Origin of the sequence: Pseudomonas tensinigenes, assembly GCF_014268445.2 — a bacterium.
GTDB lineage: Bacteria > Pseudomonadota > Gammaproteobacteria > Pseudomonadales > Pseudomonadaceae > Aquipseudomonas > Aquipseudomonas tensinigenes.
Map to the genome: position 1 here is coordinate 4,973,811 of NZ_CP077089.1, position 17,452 is coordinate 4,991,262.

Sequence of the window (17,452 nt, forward strand, 5' to 3'; positions counted from 1 at the left end):
ATCCCCCCGCGAAGACGCTCGGGTATACTTCGCCATCCTTTACAAAAGCACTGGAACCGACCCTCGATGCCGAAACCTGCCATTGCGCTCGACTTATTATTGCTGCCGACCTGGCTGGTACCCGTCGAACCTGCAGGCGTTGTGCTCAAAGAGCACGGCCTGGGCATCCGCGACGGTCGCATCGTGTTTATCGGCCCGCGCGCCGAAGCATTGAAGTGTAACGCCACTGAAGTTCGCGAACTGCCGGATGTGCTGCTCGCCCCCGGCCTGATCAATGCCCACGGCCACGCGGCGATGACATTGTTCCGTGGCCTGGCCGATGATCTGCCGCTGATGACATGGCTGGAAAACCACATCTGGCCGGCCGAAGCGAAATGGGTCAATGAAGATTTCGTCCGTGACGGCACCGATCTGGCCATTGCCGAGCAGATCAAGGGCGGCATCACTTGTTTCTCGGACATGTATTTCTTCCCGAAAGTCGCCAGCGAGCGCGTGCACAACAGCGGCATTCGCGCGCAGATCGCCATTCCGATCCTCGATTTCCCGATCCCGGGCGCCAGCAGCGCCGATGAAGCCATTCGTCAGGGCGTCGAACTGTTCGGCGATCTGAAGCATCACGAACGCATCAAGATCACCTTCGGCCCTCATGCACCGTACACCGTCGGCGACGAGAATCTCGAGAAAATCCGCGTGATTGCCGAGGAGTTGGACGCCTCGATCCACATGCATGTCCATGAAACCGCGTTCGAAGTTCAGCAGTCACTGGAGCAGCGCGGCGAACGTCCGCTGGCCCGCCTCGGTCGTCTTGGCCTGCTCGGCCCGCGCTTCCAGGCCGTGCACATGACCCAGATCAGCGATGACGACCTGGCGTTGCTGGTAGAAAGCAACACCAGCGTGATCCATTGCCCGGAATCCAACTTGAAACTGGCCAGCGGCTTCTGCCCGGTCGAGCGTTTGTGGCAGGCTGGGGTAAATGTCGCGGTCGGCACCGATGGCGCCGCCAGCAATAACGATCTCGATCTGCTCGGCGAAACCCGCACCGCCGCCCTGCTGGCCAAAGCCGTCGCCGGCTCCGCCACCGCGCTGGACGCCCATCGGGCGCTGCGCATGGCCACCCTGAATGGCGCGCGGGCGCTGGGGATCGAAACGCAAGTTGGCTCGCTGGAGATAGGCAAAGCTGCCGACATCGTCGCTTTCGACCTGTCCGGTCTGGCGCAGCAACCGGTGTATGACCCGGTTTCGCAGCTTATATACGCCACCGGCCGCGACTGCGTGAAGCATCTGTGGGTCGCTGGCAAACAACTGCTCGACGACCGTCGCCTGACGCGAATGGACGAAACACAACTGGGCGCCACCGCCCGGGCCTGGGGCCAACGCATCAGCGGCCATAAAGAATCGTAAAAACCCCGGAACACACTCCGGGGCTACAGCCTTTTTCAAGTTTCAGAGGATTTAACATGAGTAACGTCGACCACGCCGAAATCGCCAAATTCGAAGCCCTGGCCCATCGCTGGTGGGATCGTGAAAGCGAGTTCAAACCACTGCACGACATCAATCCGCTGCGGGTCAACTGGATTGACGAGCGGGTCAATCTGGCCGGCAAGAAAGTCCTCGACGTCGGTTGCGGCGGCGGCATTCTCAGCGAAGCCATGGCCCAGCGTGGCGCGACCGTGATGGGCATCGACATGGGCGAAGCGCCACTGGCGGTCGCGCAACTGCATCAGCTGGAATCCGGCGTCAACGTCGAATATCGCCAGATCACTGCCGAAGACCTCGCTGAAGAAATGCCTGAGCAGTTCGACGTAGTGACCTGCCTTGAGATGCTCGAACACGTGCCTGATCCATCGTCGGTGATTCGCGCATGCTTCCGCATGGTCAAACCGGGCGGCCAAGTGTTCTTCTCGACCATCAACCGCAACCCGAAGGCGTATCTGTTCGCCATCATCGGCGCTGAATACATCATGAAGCTGCTGCCGCGCGGCACCCACGACTTCAAGAAATTCATTCGCCCGTCCGAGCTCGGCGCATGGAGCCGCATGGCCGGCCTGACCGTCAAGGACATCATCGGCTTGACCTACAACCCGCTGACCAAGCACTACAAGCTGGCCAACGATGTTGACGTCAACTACATGATCCAGACCCTGCGCGAGGAGTAAGCCGATGGCCATCAGAGCAGTTCTCTTCGACATGGACGGCACCCTGCTCGACACGGCGCCGGACTTCATCGCCATCTGCCAGGCGATGCGCGCCGATCGCGGCTTGCCGCCGATCAACGACAAGCACATCCGCGACGAGATCTCCGGCGGCGCCAAGGCCATGGTTGCGGTGACGTTCTCGATGGACCCCGAGTCGCCGGGCTTCGAAGAACTGCGTCTGGAGTTCCTCGAGCGCTATCTGGTCGGTTGCGCCGTACACAGCAAGCTGTTCGACGGCATGGGTGAACTGCTCGCCGACATCGAGAAGGCCAATTTGATCTGGGGCGTGGTGACCAACAAGCCGTTGCGCTTTGCCGAGCCGATCATGCAGCAACTGGGGCTAGCCGAGCGCTCGGCGCTGCTGATCTGCCCGGATCACGTGAAGAACAGCAAACCGGATCCGGAGCCGTTGATCCTTGCGTGCAAGATGCTTGATCTGGATCCATCGACGGTGCTGTTTGTCGGCGATGATCTGCGCGATATCGAATCCGGCCGCGATGCCGGTACGAAGACGGCAGCGGTGACGTTCGGCTACATCCACCCGGACGACAACCCGCGGCATTGGGGGGCGGACGTGGTGGTGGATCATCCGTCGGAGCTGCGCAAGGTGCTCGATAGCGCGCTTTGCAGTTGCTGATCAAAGTCAAAAGATCGCAGCCTGCGGCAGCTCCTACAGGGCAGTGATTATCTGTAGGAGCTGCCGCAGGCTGCGGTCTTTTAGCTATTAATGGATTGTGAGGTTTTTATGTTTGATTACTCCGCTCGTCCCGAATTGCTCAAGGATCGGGTCATTCTGGTCACCGGTGCCGGTCGTGGCATTGGCGCGGCGGCCGCGAAAACCTACGCCGCTCATGGCGCTACGGTATTGCTGCTGGGCAAAACCGAAGCCAATCTGACCCAGGTCTACGACGAGATCGAAGCCGCCGGCCATCCGCAACCGGCAGTGATTCCGTTCAACCTCGAAACCGCTCTGCCCCATCAGTACGATGAGCTGGCCGCGATGATCGAGAGCGAATTCGGCCACCTCGACGGATTGCTGCACAACGCTTCGATCATCGGCCCGCGCACGCCGATCGAGCAGTTGTCCGGTGAAAACTTCATGCGCGTCATGCAGGTCAACGTCAACGCCATGTTCATGCTGACCAGCACTCTGCTGCCGCTGCTCAAGCTGTCGCAGGATGCATCGGTGGTGTTCACTTCCAGCAGCGTCGGGCGCAAGGGTCGGGCGTACTGGGGCGCCTATGGCGTGTCGAAGTTCGCTACCGAAGGCCTGATGCAAACCCTGGCCGATGAAGTCGACGGTGTGGCGCCAGTACGCTCGAACAGCATCAACCCCGGCGGTACGCGCACCAGCATGCGTGCTCAGGCCTATCCGGGGGAAAACCCGCTGAACAATCCGACGCCGGAAGAAATCATGCCGGTCTACCTGTACCTGATGGGCCCGGACAGCACCGGCATCAACGGCCAGGCATTCAACGCGCAATAACTGCCATACGTCGCATTTGTTGCCGCGGCAGATTCCTGTCGCGGCATGCATTTGCCGCTGATGACTGTCATATTTCAGTCAATTTTCCAGCGCATCCATCCCTCAACACCAGCCAACTCATTGATTCAAAACGGTTTAAATAAAACCGAACCGAATGGCACGACTTTCGCTCTAATTTCTCTCAAAACAAGCCACGTGAAGGCAATGGGGCGAGCCCGATTTCGATAGCTTACTAATCGTCATCCGGCAGACTAGACTTACGCCAAACGTCCTACGGGACTGATGGATCAGTACGACGCGCAGCCCATAGCCGCTCTCACCCAGCCTGTAAGACAGACTTACTGCTAAGGGTTCACGCCATATGAAATCACCCTCCCAGACCAATGCAATTGACTTTGACAGTGCCAAATTGCAACGCCTGGGCTTTGGTCAACTGCCGCCCCTTCTGGAGCGACCGGCCAATCTGGCGCAATTGCGTCAGCAAATGAGCCTGCAGCTGCAAACCAGTCTTGAGCCGCAACGCATCCTCGGCCTGTTTTTCCGCGAAGTTCAGCGCCTTGTACCGCTGGACGCGCTGAGCTACGTGCACCAGGGCAGCGATCTGCGCCTGGAATTCGGTACCCGCGGCCACCATTCGATCAGCTATAGCCTGAGCCACGAAGGCGAGCATATGGGCGAACTGGTGTTCCGTCGCAATCAGCGCTTCAACGAACAGGATCAGGGCAACCTTGAATCGCTGTTGTCGTCGCTGCTGTACCCGATGCGCAATGCCCTGCTCTACCGCGCCGCCACGCAGAGCGCCCTGCGTGATCCGCTGACCGGCGCCGGTAACCGCATCGCCATGGAGCAGACCTTGCAGCGCGAGATCGACATGTCGCGTCGGCATGTGCAGCCGCTCTCGGTGCTGATGCTCGACATCGATCACTTCAAACGGGTCAACGACAGCCATGGTCACAGCGCCGGCGATGACGTACTTAAAGCCATCGCCGCGACCATCAAGGCGCAGCTGCGCAATGTCGACATGGTATTTCGTTACGGTGGCGAAGAGTTTCTGGTGCTGCTGTCCAATACCGGCCGGGATGCGGCCGCAATGGTCGGCGAACGCCTGCGCTATGCGACGCAGGCGGCTGAATACTATGCGGACGGGCAGTTGATCGAATTGACTGTGAGCCTGGGATGTTCGACGTTGTTGCCGGGCGAATCGGCCGACAGCTTGCTGCGCCGCGCTGACAGTGCGCTGTACGTGGCCAAGCGTGAAGGGCGTAATCGCTTGGCCATGGCGGGCTGAGCTGTTCAACCAACACAAAACAGTGTGGGAGCGAGCCTGCTCGCGAATGCAATCTGACATTCAACCATGAGTTGACTGACGGACCGCTTTCGCGAGCAGGCTCGCTCCCACATTAGTTTCATGTAGCCGGAATCAGCTCTCGACTACCGCCCTGCGCTCTCGGTTGACCAACAAGCGTTCCGACGTCTCCAGTTGCATGCAACGCTCCAGAAACAGGTACATGTAGTCGTAGCTCTTGCACACTGCCTGACGCAGTTCTTCCTGCAAAGCCTTGGTCGGGTTCATCCCGGCCAGGGTGCAGATGATTTCCAGCGCCTCCCAAGGGTGAGCATCGTCATACTGGGCATGCATCTTCAGCCACTTCATTGCACGCTTGCGGTCTTCTTCAGGAAACGCCGCCGCGTAAACTCCCGTCGAACAAACCACAGCCGACCACTCCCCGGTCGCGCCCTCGATGGCGTAGTTGGTGGCGGCGATAGCCACGATCAGCGAATCGGCCGAACTGGTGTGCCAGCACCAGTGACTCAGGGCATGCAGTTCCGGTGGCACATGTTGGGCCTGGAGATCTTCAAGACTGACGCCATGGGCACGACTCCAATGCACCCAGTAATCAGCGTGATTGAGTTCAACGCGGATATTGCGCATCAGCCAGCGCCGCGCCATGTCTTCTCCGGGGTGGCGGGCAAACCGGGTTTTGGTGAGATTCTGCGCCATGTACAACGCGAACTGCTCAACCACTGGCCAGCCGCCAATCAGGTACTGACGCATGGTTCTGGCACTGAGCTTGTTATCCCGCATGCGCATATACAACTCATGTTCGACAACCCGGCGCTTGCTCTCGCTGCAATCCTCAATGAGCTGTTGCGCCCAGGCAGGATAACTTGCAGCTTCCATGAGTGGTCCGGTTCGGTTGAATGTGTCGATCACTGTTCGGCTCCTTTTGATTTGTGATTGTAAGGATCGGCGAGAGACTTCAACGGAACGTGCCAGGCGCTTTGAATAACAGCGGCTGCGGTCTGGCGGGCCGACTTTGCAAACTGTCACAGGTAAACAACTGTGGGCGTTCTATAACATAACCCTGAGCGTAGTCCACACCGATTTCAAGCAATGCCTGCTCGATCTGGGTTGTTTCAACAAACTCGGCAATTGTCTGCTTACCCATGACATGCCCGATGTGATTGATCACTTCGACCATTGCGCGGTTAATCGGGTCGTCCAGCATATCCTTTACGAAACTCCCGTCGATCTTCAGGAAGTCTACAGGCAAATGTTTCAGATAAGCGAATGAAGACATTCCGGCACAAAAGTCATCAAGTGAGAAGTAACAACCTAAGCCTTTGAGTTCATTAATAAATCTAATTGCACTCCCCAAGTTTGAAATTGCACTGGTCTCGGTAATTTCAAAACAAATCATTTCAGGCGGTATCGCATAGTTAACAAACTGCTCACGCAGAAAGTGCAAAAATGCGTCATCTCCTATAGTAATGCCTGACAGATTAATCGCACACATCGCTAATGGCCGTTTATGCTCTTGCGCAATACATTGAGCAATAACCTTAAATACGTTCTGAACTACCCAGCGATCCAGTTGACTCATCAAACCATAGCGTTCGGCGGCTGGAATGAAACTGTCCGGCAGAATCATCCGCCCGGCTTCATCATGCAGTCGCAGCAGAATCTCGATGTGCCCACCCTTGTTGTCGCCCGGCTTGAGCGGCGCGATTTCCTGGGCGTACAGACAAAAACGGTTTTCTTCCAGCGCCATGTGCAGACGCTGCACCCACGCCATTTCGCCAAAGCGCAGCGACAGCTCGGAATCGTCGGCGTGGTAGACCTGCACCCGGTTGCGGCCCTTCTCCTTGGCCATGTAACAGGCCATATCGGCCGCGCGCAATGAGGCTTCAAGGGTGGTCGGGGTCTGCGTAACATGCACCAGACCAATGCTCACCGTGGTCAGGAACGGCCGCCCTTTCCAGACAAAATGCAGATTCTGCACCGTCTGGCGCAACGCCTCGGCTATCTTTTCCGCCGCTTCCGGTGCGCAGTTCTCCAGCAAAATGCCGAATTCATCACCGCCAAGGCGCGCCAGCGTATCGCCTTCGCGCAGCCCCGATTGCAACAACGTGCAAATGTGCCGCAACAGCTCATCGCCGGCGGCGTGACCACAGGTGTCGTTGACCAGTTTGAATTGATCGAGGTCGAGGAACATCAGCGCATGCCGCCCGGAATGGCGCGTGAGGTTGTGCAGCGCCTGCTCCAGGCGATATTCAAACTCGCGGCGGTTGGCCAGCCCGGTCAACGCATCATGGGTCGCCTGCCACGACAGATTGGCGATGTATTGCCGCTCCTGAGTCATGTCGTGCAGCACCAGCACCGTGCCGCTGACCTTGCCGGCATTGCGGATCGGCGCGCCGACCAGCGTTACCGACAACGTTGTGCCATCGAGGCGCTGGATCAGTTTCGAATGCTCGCTACCGCCGCTGAGTTTGCCGCTGAGAATGTGTTCGATCAGCGTCAGGCCTTCGGCCTGAGCGTTGTCGTCGAGCAAATTGAACAGCGCGGCCAGCGGCAGGCCGGCCGCCTGCTCGGCCTTCCAGTGAGTCATGGATTCGGCGGCAGGGTTCATGTAATCGATGGCACCGCTGACATCGGTGGTGATGACGCCATCACCGATCGAATGCAAGGTGACGTGCGCCCGATCCTTCTCCAGTTGCAGCGCCTCGGCAAAGGCATGACGCTGCTTGAGCAGTTTGTGTGTGCGCCACAAGGCCAGCACGATCAACCCAAGTGCCGTGGCCAGGTTGGTGAACAGCAGCAGACGCATGATCATCCGCGAGCCTTCGCCCAAAGCATCGCTGAAGGCTTTCGCCGCCGGGGTGACGCCATCATTGATGGCGAAAATCCGCGCCTTCCAGCGCTGGACATCGGCACTGTTGGCGGTGTTCTGCGAGATGCTGCGGTGCATCTCCTGCGCCACATCATCCAGCTCGACCAGATAGGCGTCACCGACGGTCCAGCGATCAATGGCAGTTTCCAGATAACTGAAATGGCGGAAGTTGAGGTACAGCCAGATCAGGCTGGAGACGTCATCCGGGTGGTTGCCGCCCTTGAGAATACCTTCGCGCGCTGCGGCCAGATCCGGCGGTTGATGATCCAGCGCCAGGCGCAACTGATGCCCGCCTTGTGGCACGGCAATCGCGTTGCGGTATTTGAGGAAAATTGCCTCGTCGCGGCTATCGGCATACAGATTGAGGTAGTAGATCGCGTCTTTCTGGCCCTTGGACCAAAGGCTTTCGCCGGCGACGTAACCGCGAACGGCTGACAGCACGTAGAGACTCACGCCCCCCAATAACGCTTGAAACAACACGACGGCAATAAATGGCCAGACGATGCCCAACAACCGTGGCGTTCCGAGAGTCCGCTTTTGCTTCATGAGATCCCTTGCGCAAGCACTGCCAGATGAACACCGGAAAATCCCGCTCCTGACAGCTCAGCCTAGGCTAATTTTCGACAAGTCAAAGGGACAGCTCTGCCGTCCTCTAGGTCGATTGTGCAAATGGCTGGTCTGCTTGAACGTTCCGGTTGAGTTTACTCAATGCAATTCAAGCACTAAGCACAGAAACCGGAACGAAACTCAAGGGCGCTGGATCTGCTGCAGGTGACCATAGAGCTTGGCATACAGGCCACCGTCAGCGATCAACTGCTGATGATCGCCGTCTTCAGCGACCTGACCACCGTCGAACACCAGCACGCGATCAGCCTGCTTCACCGCCGACAGTCGGTGGGCAATGATCAGCGTGGTGCGGCCATTGAGAAAGCGCGCCATGGCCTGATGCAGGTTGTATTCGGTGGCGGCGTCTAGGGCCGAGGTGGCTTCGTCGAGAATGACAACTTTTGGCTCGGCGAGGATCATCCGCGCGATGGCCAGACGTTGCCGTTGCCCGCCGGACAGGCGCACACCGGAACGACCGACAATACTGTCCAGGCCATTGGGCAAGGCGCGGATGGTCGCTTCGAGCTGAGCGATTTCCAGCGCCTGCCAGCACGCTTCGTCACTGCGGGTGCGGCCCATGGTCAGGTTGGCGCGCACGGTATCGTTGAACAGCGCCGGGTGCTGCAGCACCACCGCGACGTTTTCCCGCACCGTGTCCAGGCCGATCTCCTGCTGGGTCGAACCGCCGAAACGGATGCTGCCGGACACTGGCGTATACAGCCCGAGCAGCAATTGCACGAGGGTACTTTTGCCACCGCCACTGGCGCCGACAATCGCGACTTTTTCACCGGGAGCTATCGACAGATTCAGCTGATCCAGCACCAGTTCATCACCGTAACCGAAGCTCAGGCCTTGCACCTGAATGCCGACGGTGTCGCGCCCCTTGAACGGATCGACGCCGCCGGGATATTGCGGCTCATCGGCGCGCGCCAGCAGTTCGTTGATCCGCGCCAGCGCCCCGCCCGCCGCGTAGTAGGCGTATTGCAGGTTGAGCAGTTGTTCGACCGGGCCGATCATGAACCACAGGTAGCTGAACACCGCGAGCATCTGGCCGATCGACAGGTCGGAGAACAACACCGTGAGCATCGCCGCCGCGCGGAAAATGTCGATGCCGAACTGAAACAACAAGCCGCTGGCGCGGTTGGAAGCGTCGGTTTTCCACTGCGAGTTGACCGCGTAGTTGCGCACTTCCTGCGCACGCAGACCGAGTCGCCCAAGGAAGAAGCCCTGACGGTTGCCGGCACGGATCTCCTGAATCGCATCGAGGGTTTCGCTCAGCGCCTGAGTGAAGCGTGAGGTGCTGTCGTTCTCGAGTTTCTTCAGGTGTTTGACGCGCTTGCCCAACTGCACCGTGGCGTAGATCACCAACGGGTTGAACAGCAGAATCAGCAGCGCCAGTTTCCAGTGCATCCACATCAGAATACTCGCGGTGCCAACCAGCGTCAGCATCGCCACCAGAAAACGGCTGAGGGTTTCGCCGACGAATTTGTCGAGGGTATCGAGGTCGGTGACCAGGTGCGTGGTCACGGTGCCGCTACCGAGGCTTTCGTATTCGCCGAGGGAAATGCGTTTGAGGCGTTCGATCAAGCGCACGCGAATGCGGTAAACGATGTCTTTGGCCAAGCGCGCAAACAGGCGCGACTGCAACACGCCAAAGCACAGCGAGCCGCATCGCAGAGTCAAGGTGACCAACAGCATCAGACCGATGTAGCCCGCCGCTTGCTGCCACATCGTCGGCAGCACATGGTTCATGACTTTCAGTGCCGCATCGCCGTGGCCGAGCAGGACTTCGTCCACCAGCAATGGCAGCAGCAATGGGATCGGCACGCTGCACAACGTCGCCAGCACAGCCACGCCGTTGGCGATCCACAGGGATTTTTTGTGTGTAAGTGCCAGTCGCCGGACTTCTGCCCAGCTCAGCCGGTCGACACGCTTTACGGCTGGCGTGTCATCGGCCCGATCAGACACAGGCCGCACGCTCCAGCCAACGGCCGAGCAATGGCGACAGCTCACTGAGCGGTTGATAGCCGTTGGTCAGCAGGGCCAGTTGGCCGTTGCGTTCGGCGAGCAGGGTCGGAAAACCGGCGATGCCGAGATCCTGCACCCAACTGAAATCGGCCTGAGTCGCTTTGTGCTGATCGGCATGATCGAACAACGCAGCGAATTCGATGCGCGGCACGCCGGCCTTTTCTGCCAACTCGACCAGCACGCTGGCCTGGGTGACATCGCGACCTTCAGCGTAAAACGCCTGCTGGATCAGCCCGACCAGGGTCCATGCGCAATCCGGTGCCAGGCTGCGCGCGGTGACGATTGCGCGGCAGGCCGGCTCGGTGTCGTAGACAAACCCGTCAGGCAACGCGCCGTCAAACTTGAACGGCTGGCCGGTGGCCTCGGTGACCGCTTGCCAATGCTCAAGAATGTAACGACGCGTGGTCGGCTCCAGCGCCGAACCGCTGCCGGTGCGCAAACCGCCGACCACCAGATGCAACTCCACCCCGGCTGCTTGCGCCTGCTCGACCAATGCCTTGGCCACCGGAGCAAATCCCCAGCACCACGAACACATCGGATCCATCACATAGAGCAGGCGTGCAGACATGATTAAGCCTCGGTGGATGCTTGCTTGTAGTTGTAGCCGATCGGGTGCGGCATGTTGCGCGCCTTGGCCAGTTCGATCTGCTTCTGCCGATCGATGGCGCTGCGGCGGGTTTTCTCGCTCAGTTTGTCCCAGCAATGCGGGCAACTGATGCCGGCGACGTAATGCTCGGAGGCGCGATCTTCAACACTGACCGGTGTGCGGCAGGCATGACATTGATCGTAGTCGCCTTCGCTGAGGTCGTGACGCACGGTCACGCGGTTGTCGAACACGAAGCAGTCGCCCTGCCACTTGGTTTCTTCCTGAGGCACCTCTTCAAGGTACTTCAGGATGCCGCCCTTGAGGTGGTAAACCTCTTCATAGCCCTCGCCGAGCATGTAGCTCGAGGCTTTCTCGCAGCGAATGCCACCGGTGCAGAACATCGCGACCTTCTTGTGCACGGCCGGATCGAAGTGTTCTTTGATGTAGTCAGGGAATTCACGAAAACTGGTGGTTTTCGGATCGATGGCGCCTTCGAAGGTGCCGATCGATACTTCGTAATCGTTGCGCGTGTCGATCAACAGCACTTCCGGGTCGCTGATCAATGCGTTCCAGTCTTGCGGATCAACGTAGGTGCCGACTTTTTTGTTCGGGTCGACGCCTTCGACACCGAGGGTGACGATCTCTTTCTTCAGTTTGACCTTGGTGCGATAGAACGGCTGCTCGTCGCAGTACGACTCTTTGTGATCGATATCGATCATGCGTGGGTCGTTCTTCAGCCAGGCGAGCAGGCCATCAATGCCTTCGCGGCTGCCGGACACCGTGCCGTTGATACCTTCTTCGGCGATCAGCAGGGTGCCTTTGATCTGGTTGTCGACCATCGCTTGCAGCAGGGGCTCGCGCAGGTTGACGTAATCTTCGAGGGTGACGAACTTATACAGTGCCGCCACGACAATCGGTTGTGTCATGGGTATTTCTCCAGGTGGCTACCCTCGCAAAGGGTGAACCGGATTCAAAAAAAAACGCGCCGGGTGAGCGGCGCGTTGCGGATTCTAGCAAAAAAGCAGCTTCAAGCGGCGAGCTTCAAGCGACAAGCCAAGAACACTCGCCTTTAACTTGCAGCTTGCCGCTTCAAGCTTGCGGCTGCCGTCCTCCGGCACAGGTCGGTGACGCCGGGGCGGCGCCGATCTCTGCCCATTCCTGCGGGGTGTAGGTGTGCAGCGCCAACGCATGGAACTCGCCCATCAGCTCGCCGAGCGTGCCGTAGACTTTCTGGTGGCGCTTGACCCGGTTCAGGCCGTCGAACTGCGCGCTGACCACCACAGCCTTGAAGTGGGTCTGCAACCCGCGACTGTGCATATGGCTTTCATCCAGCACTTGCAGATGCTCAGGCTGAAGCAGGGCCAGCGTCGATTCGATGCGTTGTTGCATGGTCATCACGAACTCCGCTTACTTCTTCTTGGCCGGCGCAGCAGCGCCTTTCGGGTCCAGCTCTTTGGTCATGTCGTCAAGCAGCTTGTTGACGACAGGTACGGCGCTTTCCAGTTTGGCCTGAGTCATCTGGGCCGATTGCTGAGTCAGCTGCGGCATTTTTTCCAGGACTTTCTTGCCCAGTGGCGACTGGTAGAACGCGACCAGGTCTTTCAGCTCGGATTCGCTGAAGTTAGTGGTGTAGAGCTTGACCATGTCAGGCTTGAGCTTGCTCCAGCCGATGGCCTGATCCAGCGCAGCGTTGGCTTTGGCCTGGTAGGTTTCCAGCACGGCTTTCTTGGCTTCCGGGGCTTTGGTCTGCTCAAAACGCTGAGCGAACATTTGCTGCACTTGCATGTACACCGGAGTGCCGAGCTTGTCAGCGTGGGCCAGGGTCAGGAAAGCTTCGGCACTGGCGTTGTGGCTGGCGGTATCGGCAAGCACCTGGCCGCTGGCGCAAACCAGTGCAACCGCGGTGCAGATGGCACGAAGACGAGTCATCGAGTTTCCTTTTAAGCAAAGCGAGGTCAAACCCCAAGGGCGACCATTCTGCGCCTAAAAAACCTCGTGGCTCAACCCCCGGGCCTTGCCGCGCTTGATTGGCCGGGTTTTACCGGTCAACAATCGGCTCGATGGAACCACCTGGGCCCGACCGGGCCTAAACTGCGCAAACAGACCAACAGGAGTGTGCACGATGAGCCGTATCGAAACCGACAGCCTGGGCCAGATCGAAGTCCCGGACGACGCCTACTGGGGTGCTCAGACGCAACGCTCGCTGATCAACTTCGCCATTGGTCAGGAACGCATGCCGCTGCCGGTACTGCACGCCTTGGCCCTGATCAAGAAAGCCGCCGCACGGGTCAACGACCGCAACGGCGACCTGCCCGCCGACATTGCCCGCCTGATCGAACAAGCCGCCGATGAAGTCCTCGACGGTCAGCACGACGACCAGTTTCCGCTGGTGGTCTGGCAGACCGGCAGCGGCACCCAAAGCAACATGAACGTCAACGAAGTCATCGCCGGTCGCGCCAACGAACTGGCCGGCAACCCGCGCGGCGGCAAGACGCCGGTGCACCCGAACGATCACGTCAACCGCTCGCAAAGCTCCAACGACTGCTTCCCCACTGCGATGAGCATCGCCACCGCGCAAGCCGTGCAGGAACAACTGCTGCCGGCGATTGCCGAGTTGTCCGGCGGCCTCGCTGAACTGGCGGCGCGGCACATGAAGCTGGTGAAAACCGGGCGTACGCACATGATGGACGCGACGCCGATCACCTTCGGTCAGGAATTGTCCGGTTTTATCGCGCAGCTGGATTACGCCGAACGCGCGATCCGCGCGGCGCTGCCAGCGGTGTGTGAACTGGCCCAGGGCGGCACCGCGGTCGGTACGGGGCTGAATTCGCCGCACGGCTTCGGTGAGGCGATTGCCGCAGAACTGGCGGCACTGTCCGGTCTGCCATTCGTCACTGCGCCGAACAAGTTTGCCGCCCTCGCCGGCCACGAACCGCTGACCAGCCTCTCCGGCGCGCTGAAAACCCTCGCCGTGGCGCTGATGAAAATCGCCAACGACCTGCGTCTGCTCGGCTCCGGCCCACGCGCCGGGTTTGCCGAAGTACGCCTGCCGGCGAATGAGCCGGGCAGCTCGATCATGCCGGGCAAGGTCAACCCGACGCAGTGCGAAGCGCTGTCGATGCTGGCCTGTCAGGTGCTGGGCAACGATGTGACGATCGGCATTGCCGCGAGTCAGGGTCACTTGCAGTTGAACGTGTTCAAACCGGTGATCATCCACAACCTGCTGCAATCGATTCGCTTGCTTGCCGACGGTTGCAGTAACTTCCAGCAGCACTGCATCGCAGGGCTTGAGCCGGACGCAGAAGTCATGGCCCGACACCTGGAACGTGGGCTGATGCTGGTGACGGCGTTGAATCCGCACATTGGTTATGACAAATCAGCGGAGATTGCCAAGAAGGCTTACAGCGAAGGGCTGACCTTGCGTGAGGCGGCGTTGGCGTTGGGCTATCTGACCGATGAAGAATTTGATGCGTGGGTACGGCCGGAGAATATGATCGAGGCTGGCGCCAAGGGCTGAGATTTGTAGCGCCTGAAAGCCCGTCTTCGCGAGCAGGTCGAATCGTCGCACCGTCGCTCCCACAGTGGACCGCATTCTCGTGTTGGAAATGCGTTCAAATGTGGGAGCGAGCCTGCTCGCGAATGGGAGCGGCGCGGTTCAACTGGCCGCCACCTTCATCCGCCGCGCCTTCAATCCGGCAATCAACGAAGGCCCCAACGCCACCAGGGCCGACCCCAGTACCACCAGCACCGCCCCGCCATAACCCAACCCATTGATCTGCTCGGCATGCACATATTCCGGCCAGATCCCGGCCGCAATCGCCACCGCGCCAAACGTCACCAACGGCGTAATCGCCAACGTCGCACTGACCCGCGACGCCTCCCAATGCGCCAGCGCCTCAGCGAATGCGCCATAGGCAATCAACGTGTTCATGCAGCACGCCAGCAACAGCCAGCCCTGCAGCGGACTCAGATTCAGCGCTTCGAGCGGATGCACCCACGGCGTCAGCAATATTGCGCAGAACAGATAGATCACCATCATCACCTGCAGCGAATTCCACACCGTCAGCAATTGCTTCTGGCCCAGCGCATAGAAGGTCCACACCGTCGACGCCAACAGCACCAGCAACACGCCTTCGGTGTAATCCGACAATGACGTCAACAACTCCGCCAGGCGCTGATTGAAGAACAGCACAAAACCGATCAATAGCACCGCCAAGCCAATGCCCTGACCGATACTGAAGCGTTCCTTGAACACAAACAGACTGGCGATCAGCAACATGATCGGACCCATTTGCACCACCAGTTGCGCGGTGCCGGGGCTGAGCAAATTGAGACCCATCAGGTACAACACATAGTTGCCGACCAGCCCGAGTACCGCCATCAACACCAGCCAGCCACCCTTGGGCCCAAGCACTTTGCGGCTGGGCAGGCGATTTACCGCCGCCAGATAGATGAACAGGCAGCCGCCGGACACCAGCAGACGAAACCAGGTCACCGTGATCGGGTCCATCACCAGCAAGACCTGTTTGAGTTTGATCGGCAGGATGCCCCATAGAAACGCGGTCAGCAGCGCCAGGAACAAGCCGTAAACCCAGCGACCGGATGAAATGTGCATGGAAACCCCAAAGCCTGCTGACAAGTGCGCTCATTCTAGGCGCGCCCTGGATCGGCACACAGGGACAGTTAAGGCCAGGACGCGAATGAAACTGTGCAGGTCGCAGCATTAAATTGACGCGGCGCCGTTGATCGGCTGGGCGGGCGAGCCAAGTGCTTCAGGCATAAGCTCATTGGATCCCCTTTCAGCGCTTCAGCCAAGGAGACCGCTCATGTTAGGAATGCGCGCCCGCGACAACGCCCCCGAAATGCACTTTCGCAGCGAGCGGGTGTGCCGGGTCAATGGCGAACTGTTTTTCAGCACTCGGGAAAATACCCTTGAAGGGCCTTTCGATAGTCATGAAATCGCTGAGCAGCAAATAAAGGCCTACATCGCGCGGATGCATCTGCTGGATTCCAACCGGTAGACCCGGTCGATCCCTTCGCGAGCAGGCTCGCTCCCACACTGGATCTCTGGTGTACCCAAAATAGGTGCTCACTGAAGATCCACTGTGGGAGCGAGCCTGCTCGCGAAAGCGGTAGATCAGACACCAAACAGGTCAGTGCTTAGCGAACGGCCTCAAACAACCCCGTCGCGCCCATTCCCCCGCCCACACACATCGTCACGATCCCATAACGCAAATTACGCCGCTGCAACTCCCGCACCAGATGCCCGACCTGCCGCGATCCGGTCATGCCAAACGGGTGACCAATCGAAATCGAGCCGCCGTTGACGTTGTACTTGTCGTTATCGATCTCCAGTCGATCCCGGCTGTACAGGCACTGCGAAGCAAACGCCTCGTTCAGCTCCCACAAGTCGATATCCGCCACCTGCAAACCTTTCGCCTTGAGCAGTTTCGGCACCGAGAACACCGGGCCGATGCCCATCTCGTCCGGTTCGCAACCGGCCACGGTGAAGCCGCGGAAAAACGCTTTCGGCTTGAGGCCCAGTTGCAGGGCTTTTTCCAGGCTCATCACCAAGGTCATCGAGGCACCGTCGGACAGTTGCGACGAGTTGCCCGCCGTTACCGAACCGTCCTCGGCGAACACCGGCTTCAGCCCGGCGAGGCTTTCATAAGTAGTGTCGGGGCGGTTGCAATCGTCGCGATCCACCACGCCATCGAGAATCTGCACTTCACCGGTGTTTTTGTCCTCGACGCGATACTTGACCGCCATCGGCACGATTTCATCATTGAACAACCCGGCGGCCTGAGCCTGCGCAGTGCGGATCTGGCTCTGCAATGAATAACGATCCTGCGCTTCACGGCTGACGCCATAACGTCGCGCGACCACTTCGGCGGTCTGGCCCATCGTGTAATAGATGCCTGGCGTCTGCTGTTTGAGCAGCGGGTTGATCAGGTGATCGGTGTTGACGCTTTTCATCGTCAGGCTGATCGACTCGACGCCGCCGGCAACGATGATATCGCTGCAACCCGAGGCGATCTGGTTGGCGGCAATCGCAATCGCCTGCAAGCCTGAGGAGCAAAAACGGTTGAGAGTCATGCCGGCAGTGCCGGTGCCCAGACGCGACAGCACCGCGACGTTACGGCCGATGTTGTAGCCCTGCGCGCCCTCGTTGGAGCCTGCACCAACGATGCAATCCTCGACGCTGGCCGGGTCGATGTCGTTGCGCTCAAGCAGGGCGTTGACGCAATGAGCCGCCATGTCATCGGGACGGGTCTGGTTGAACTTGCCGCGAAAGGATTTGGCCAGGCCAGTCCGCACGCTGTCGACGATCACCACTTCACGCATGGCATACCTCATTGTTGTGGTCAGTTGAGAG

General features: G+C 59.3%; 16 protein-coding genes. 7 read left to right on the forward strand and 9 right to left on the reverse strand.

All coding sequences use genetic code 11. From position 1 onward, the window contains the following. The first annotated feature begins 66 nt into the window (after positions 1–66). The 5 genes from HU718_RS21960 to HU718_RS21980 all read left to right on the forward strand — a co-directional run bounded on the left by HU718_RS21960 (position 67) and on the right by HU718_RS21980 (position 4,969). The gene (locus HU718_RS21960; protein ID WP_186613816.1) at positions 67–1,401 is read left to right on the forward strand and encodes a TRZ/ATZ family hydrolase; all 1,335 of its coding nucleotides are present in this window, start codon (positions 67–69) and stop codon (positions 1,399–1,401) included. 56 nt (positions 1,402–1,457) lie between these two features. Continuing rightward, complete coding sequence (gene ubiG, locus HU718_RS21965; RefSeq protein ID WP_016986963.1) at positions 1,458–2,156, forward strand: bifunctional 2-polyprenyl-6-hydroxyphenol methylase/3-demethylubiquinol 3-O-methyltransferase UbiG; 699 nt, start codon at positions 1,458–1,460, stop codon at positions 2,154–2,156. A gap of 4 nt (positions 2,157–2,160) precedes the next feature. Beyond that, positions 2,161–2,832 carry an N-acetylmuramic acid 6-phosphate phosphatase MupP gene (mupP, locus tag HU718_RS21970; RefSeq protein ID WP_038364376.1) on the forward strand — a complete coding sequence of 224 codons (672 nt, stop codon included), beginning with the start codon at positions 2,161–2,163 and terminating at the stop codon, positions 2,830–2,832. Positions 2,833–2,940: 108 nt separating this feature from the next. Next, entirely contained in the window at positions 2,941–3,681 is a 741-nt protein-coding gene (locus HU718_RS21975) for a YciK family oxidoreductase (protein WP_085710824.1), read from the forward strand. A 361-nt stretch (positions 3,682–4,042) separates the two neighbouring features. Next, complete coding sequence (locus tag HU718_RS21980) at positions 4,043–4,969, forward strand: GGDEF domain-containing protein (RefSeq protein ID WP_095120525.1); 927 nt, start codon at positions 4,043–4,045, stop codon at positions 4,967–4,969. A gap of 132 nt (positions 4,970–5,101) precedes the next feature. Here HU718_RS21980 and HU718_RS21985 read toward each other — a convergent pair whose 3' ends face one another. The 7 genes from HU718_RS21985 to HU718_RS22015 form a co-directional block, all read right to left on the reverse strand. Continuing rightward, positions 5,102–5,863, reverse strand: a complete 762-nt coding sequence (locus tag HU718_RS21985) for an iron-containing redox enzyme family protein (protein WP_189683916.1) — start codon at positions 5,861–5,863, stop codon at positions 5,102–5,104. A 79-nt stretch (positions 5,864–5,942) separates the two neighbouring features. After that, positions 5,943–8,402 carry an EAL domain-containing protein gene (locus tag HU718_RS21990; RefSeq protein ID WP_186613814.1) on the reverse strand — a complete coding sequence of 820 codons (2,460 nt, stop codon included), beginning with the start codon at positions 8,400–8,402 and terminating at the stop codon, positions 5,943–5,945. A 201-nt stretch (positions 8,403–8,603) separates the two neighbouring features. Then, positions 8,604–10,430 (reverse strand): ABC transporter ATP-binding protein, encoded by a 1,827-nt coding sequence (locus tag HU718_RS21995; RefSeq protein WP_186613812.1) that lies wholly within the window; start codon positions 10,428–10,430, stop codon positions 8,604–8,606. Beyond that, positions 10,423–11,025, reverse strand: coding sequence for a DsbA family protein (locus HU718_RS22000; RefSeq protein WP_186613962.1), 603 nt, complete (start codon positions 11,023–11,025; stop codon positions 10,423–10,425). The genes HU718_RS21995 and HU718_RS22000 overlap by 8 nt, the downstream gene beginning before the upstream one ends. Before the next feature lie 35 nt (positions 11,026–11,060). Beyond that, positions 11,061–12,002, reverse strand: a complete 942-nt coding sequence (gene trhO, locus HU718_RS22005) for an oxygen-dependent tRNA uridine(34) hydroxylase TrhO (RefSeq protein ID WP_150706499.1) — start codon at positions 12,000–12,002, stop codon at positions 11,061–11,063. A 163-nt stretch (positions 12,003–12,165) separates the two neighbouring features. Then, complete coding sequence (locus tag HU718_RS22010; protein WP_034155304.1) at positions 12,166–12,471, reverse strand: BolA family protein; 306 nt, start codon at positions 12,469–12,471, stop codon at positions 12,166–12,168. Between the two features lie 12 nt (positions 12,472–12,483). Next, positions 12,484–13,005, reverse strand: coding sequence for a DUF2059 domain-containing protein (locus tag HU718_RS22015; RefSeq protein WP_186613810.1), 522 nt, complete (start codon positions 13,003–13,005; stop codon positions 12,484–12,486). A 193-nt stretch (positions 13,006–13,198) separates the two neighbouring features. On the opposite strand from HU718_RS22015, the gene HU718_RS22020 reads away from it, so the two are divergent. After that, positions 13,199–14,593, forward strand: a complete 1,395-nt coding sequence (locus HU718_RS22020) for a class II fumarate hydratase (protein ID WP_007908383.1) — start codon at positions 13,199–13,201, stop codon at positions 14,591–14,593. A gap of 138 nt (positions 14,594–14,731) precedes the next feature. On the opposite strand, the gene HU718_RS22025 is transcribed toward HU718_RS22020, so the two are convergent. Next, the gene (locus HU718_RS22025) at positions 14,732–15,691 is read right to left on the reverse strand and encodes a DMT family transporter (protein WP_186613808.1); all 960 of its coding nucleotides are present in this window, start codon (positions 15,689–15,691) and stop codon (positions 14,732–14,734) included. A gap of 211 nt (positions 15,692–15,902) precedes the next feature. On the opposite strand from HU718_RS22025, the gene HU718_RS22030 reads away from it, so the two are divergent. Next, positions 15,903–16,097 (forward strand): DUF6316 family protein, encoded by a 195-nt coding sequence (locus HU718_RS22030; RefSeq protein ID WP_150706502.1) that lies wholly within the window; start codon positions 15,903–15,905, stop codon positions 16,095–16,097. A gap of 139 nt (positions 16,098–16,236) precedes the next feature. Here the strand turns inward: HU718_RS22030 and HU718_RS22035 are convergent, their stop codons facing one another. Beyond that, positions 16,237–17,421, reverse strand: a complete 1,185-nt coding sequence (locus tag HU718_RS22035; protein WP_186613805.1) for a thiolase family protein — start codon at positions 17,419–17,421, stop codon at positions 16,237–16,239. Positions 17,422–17,452: the final 31 nt, after the last annotated feature.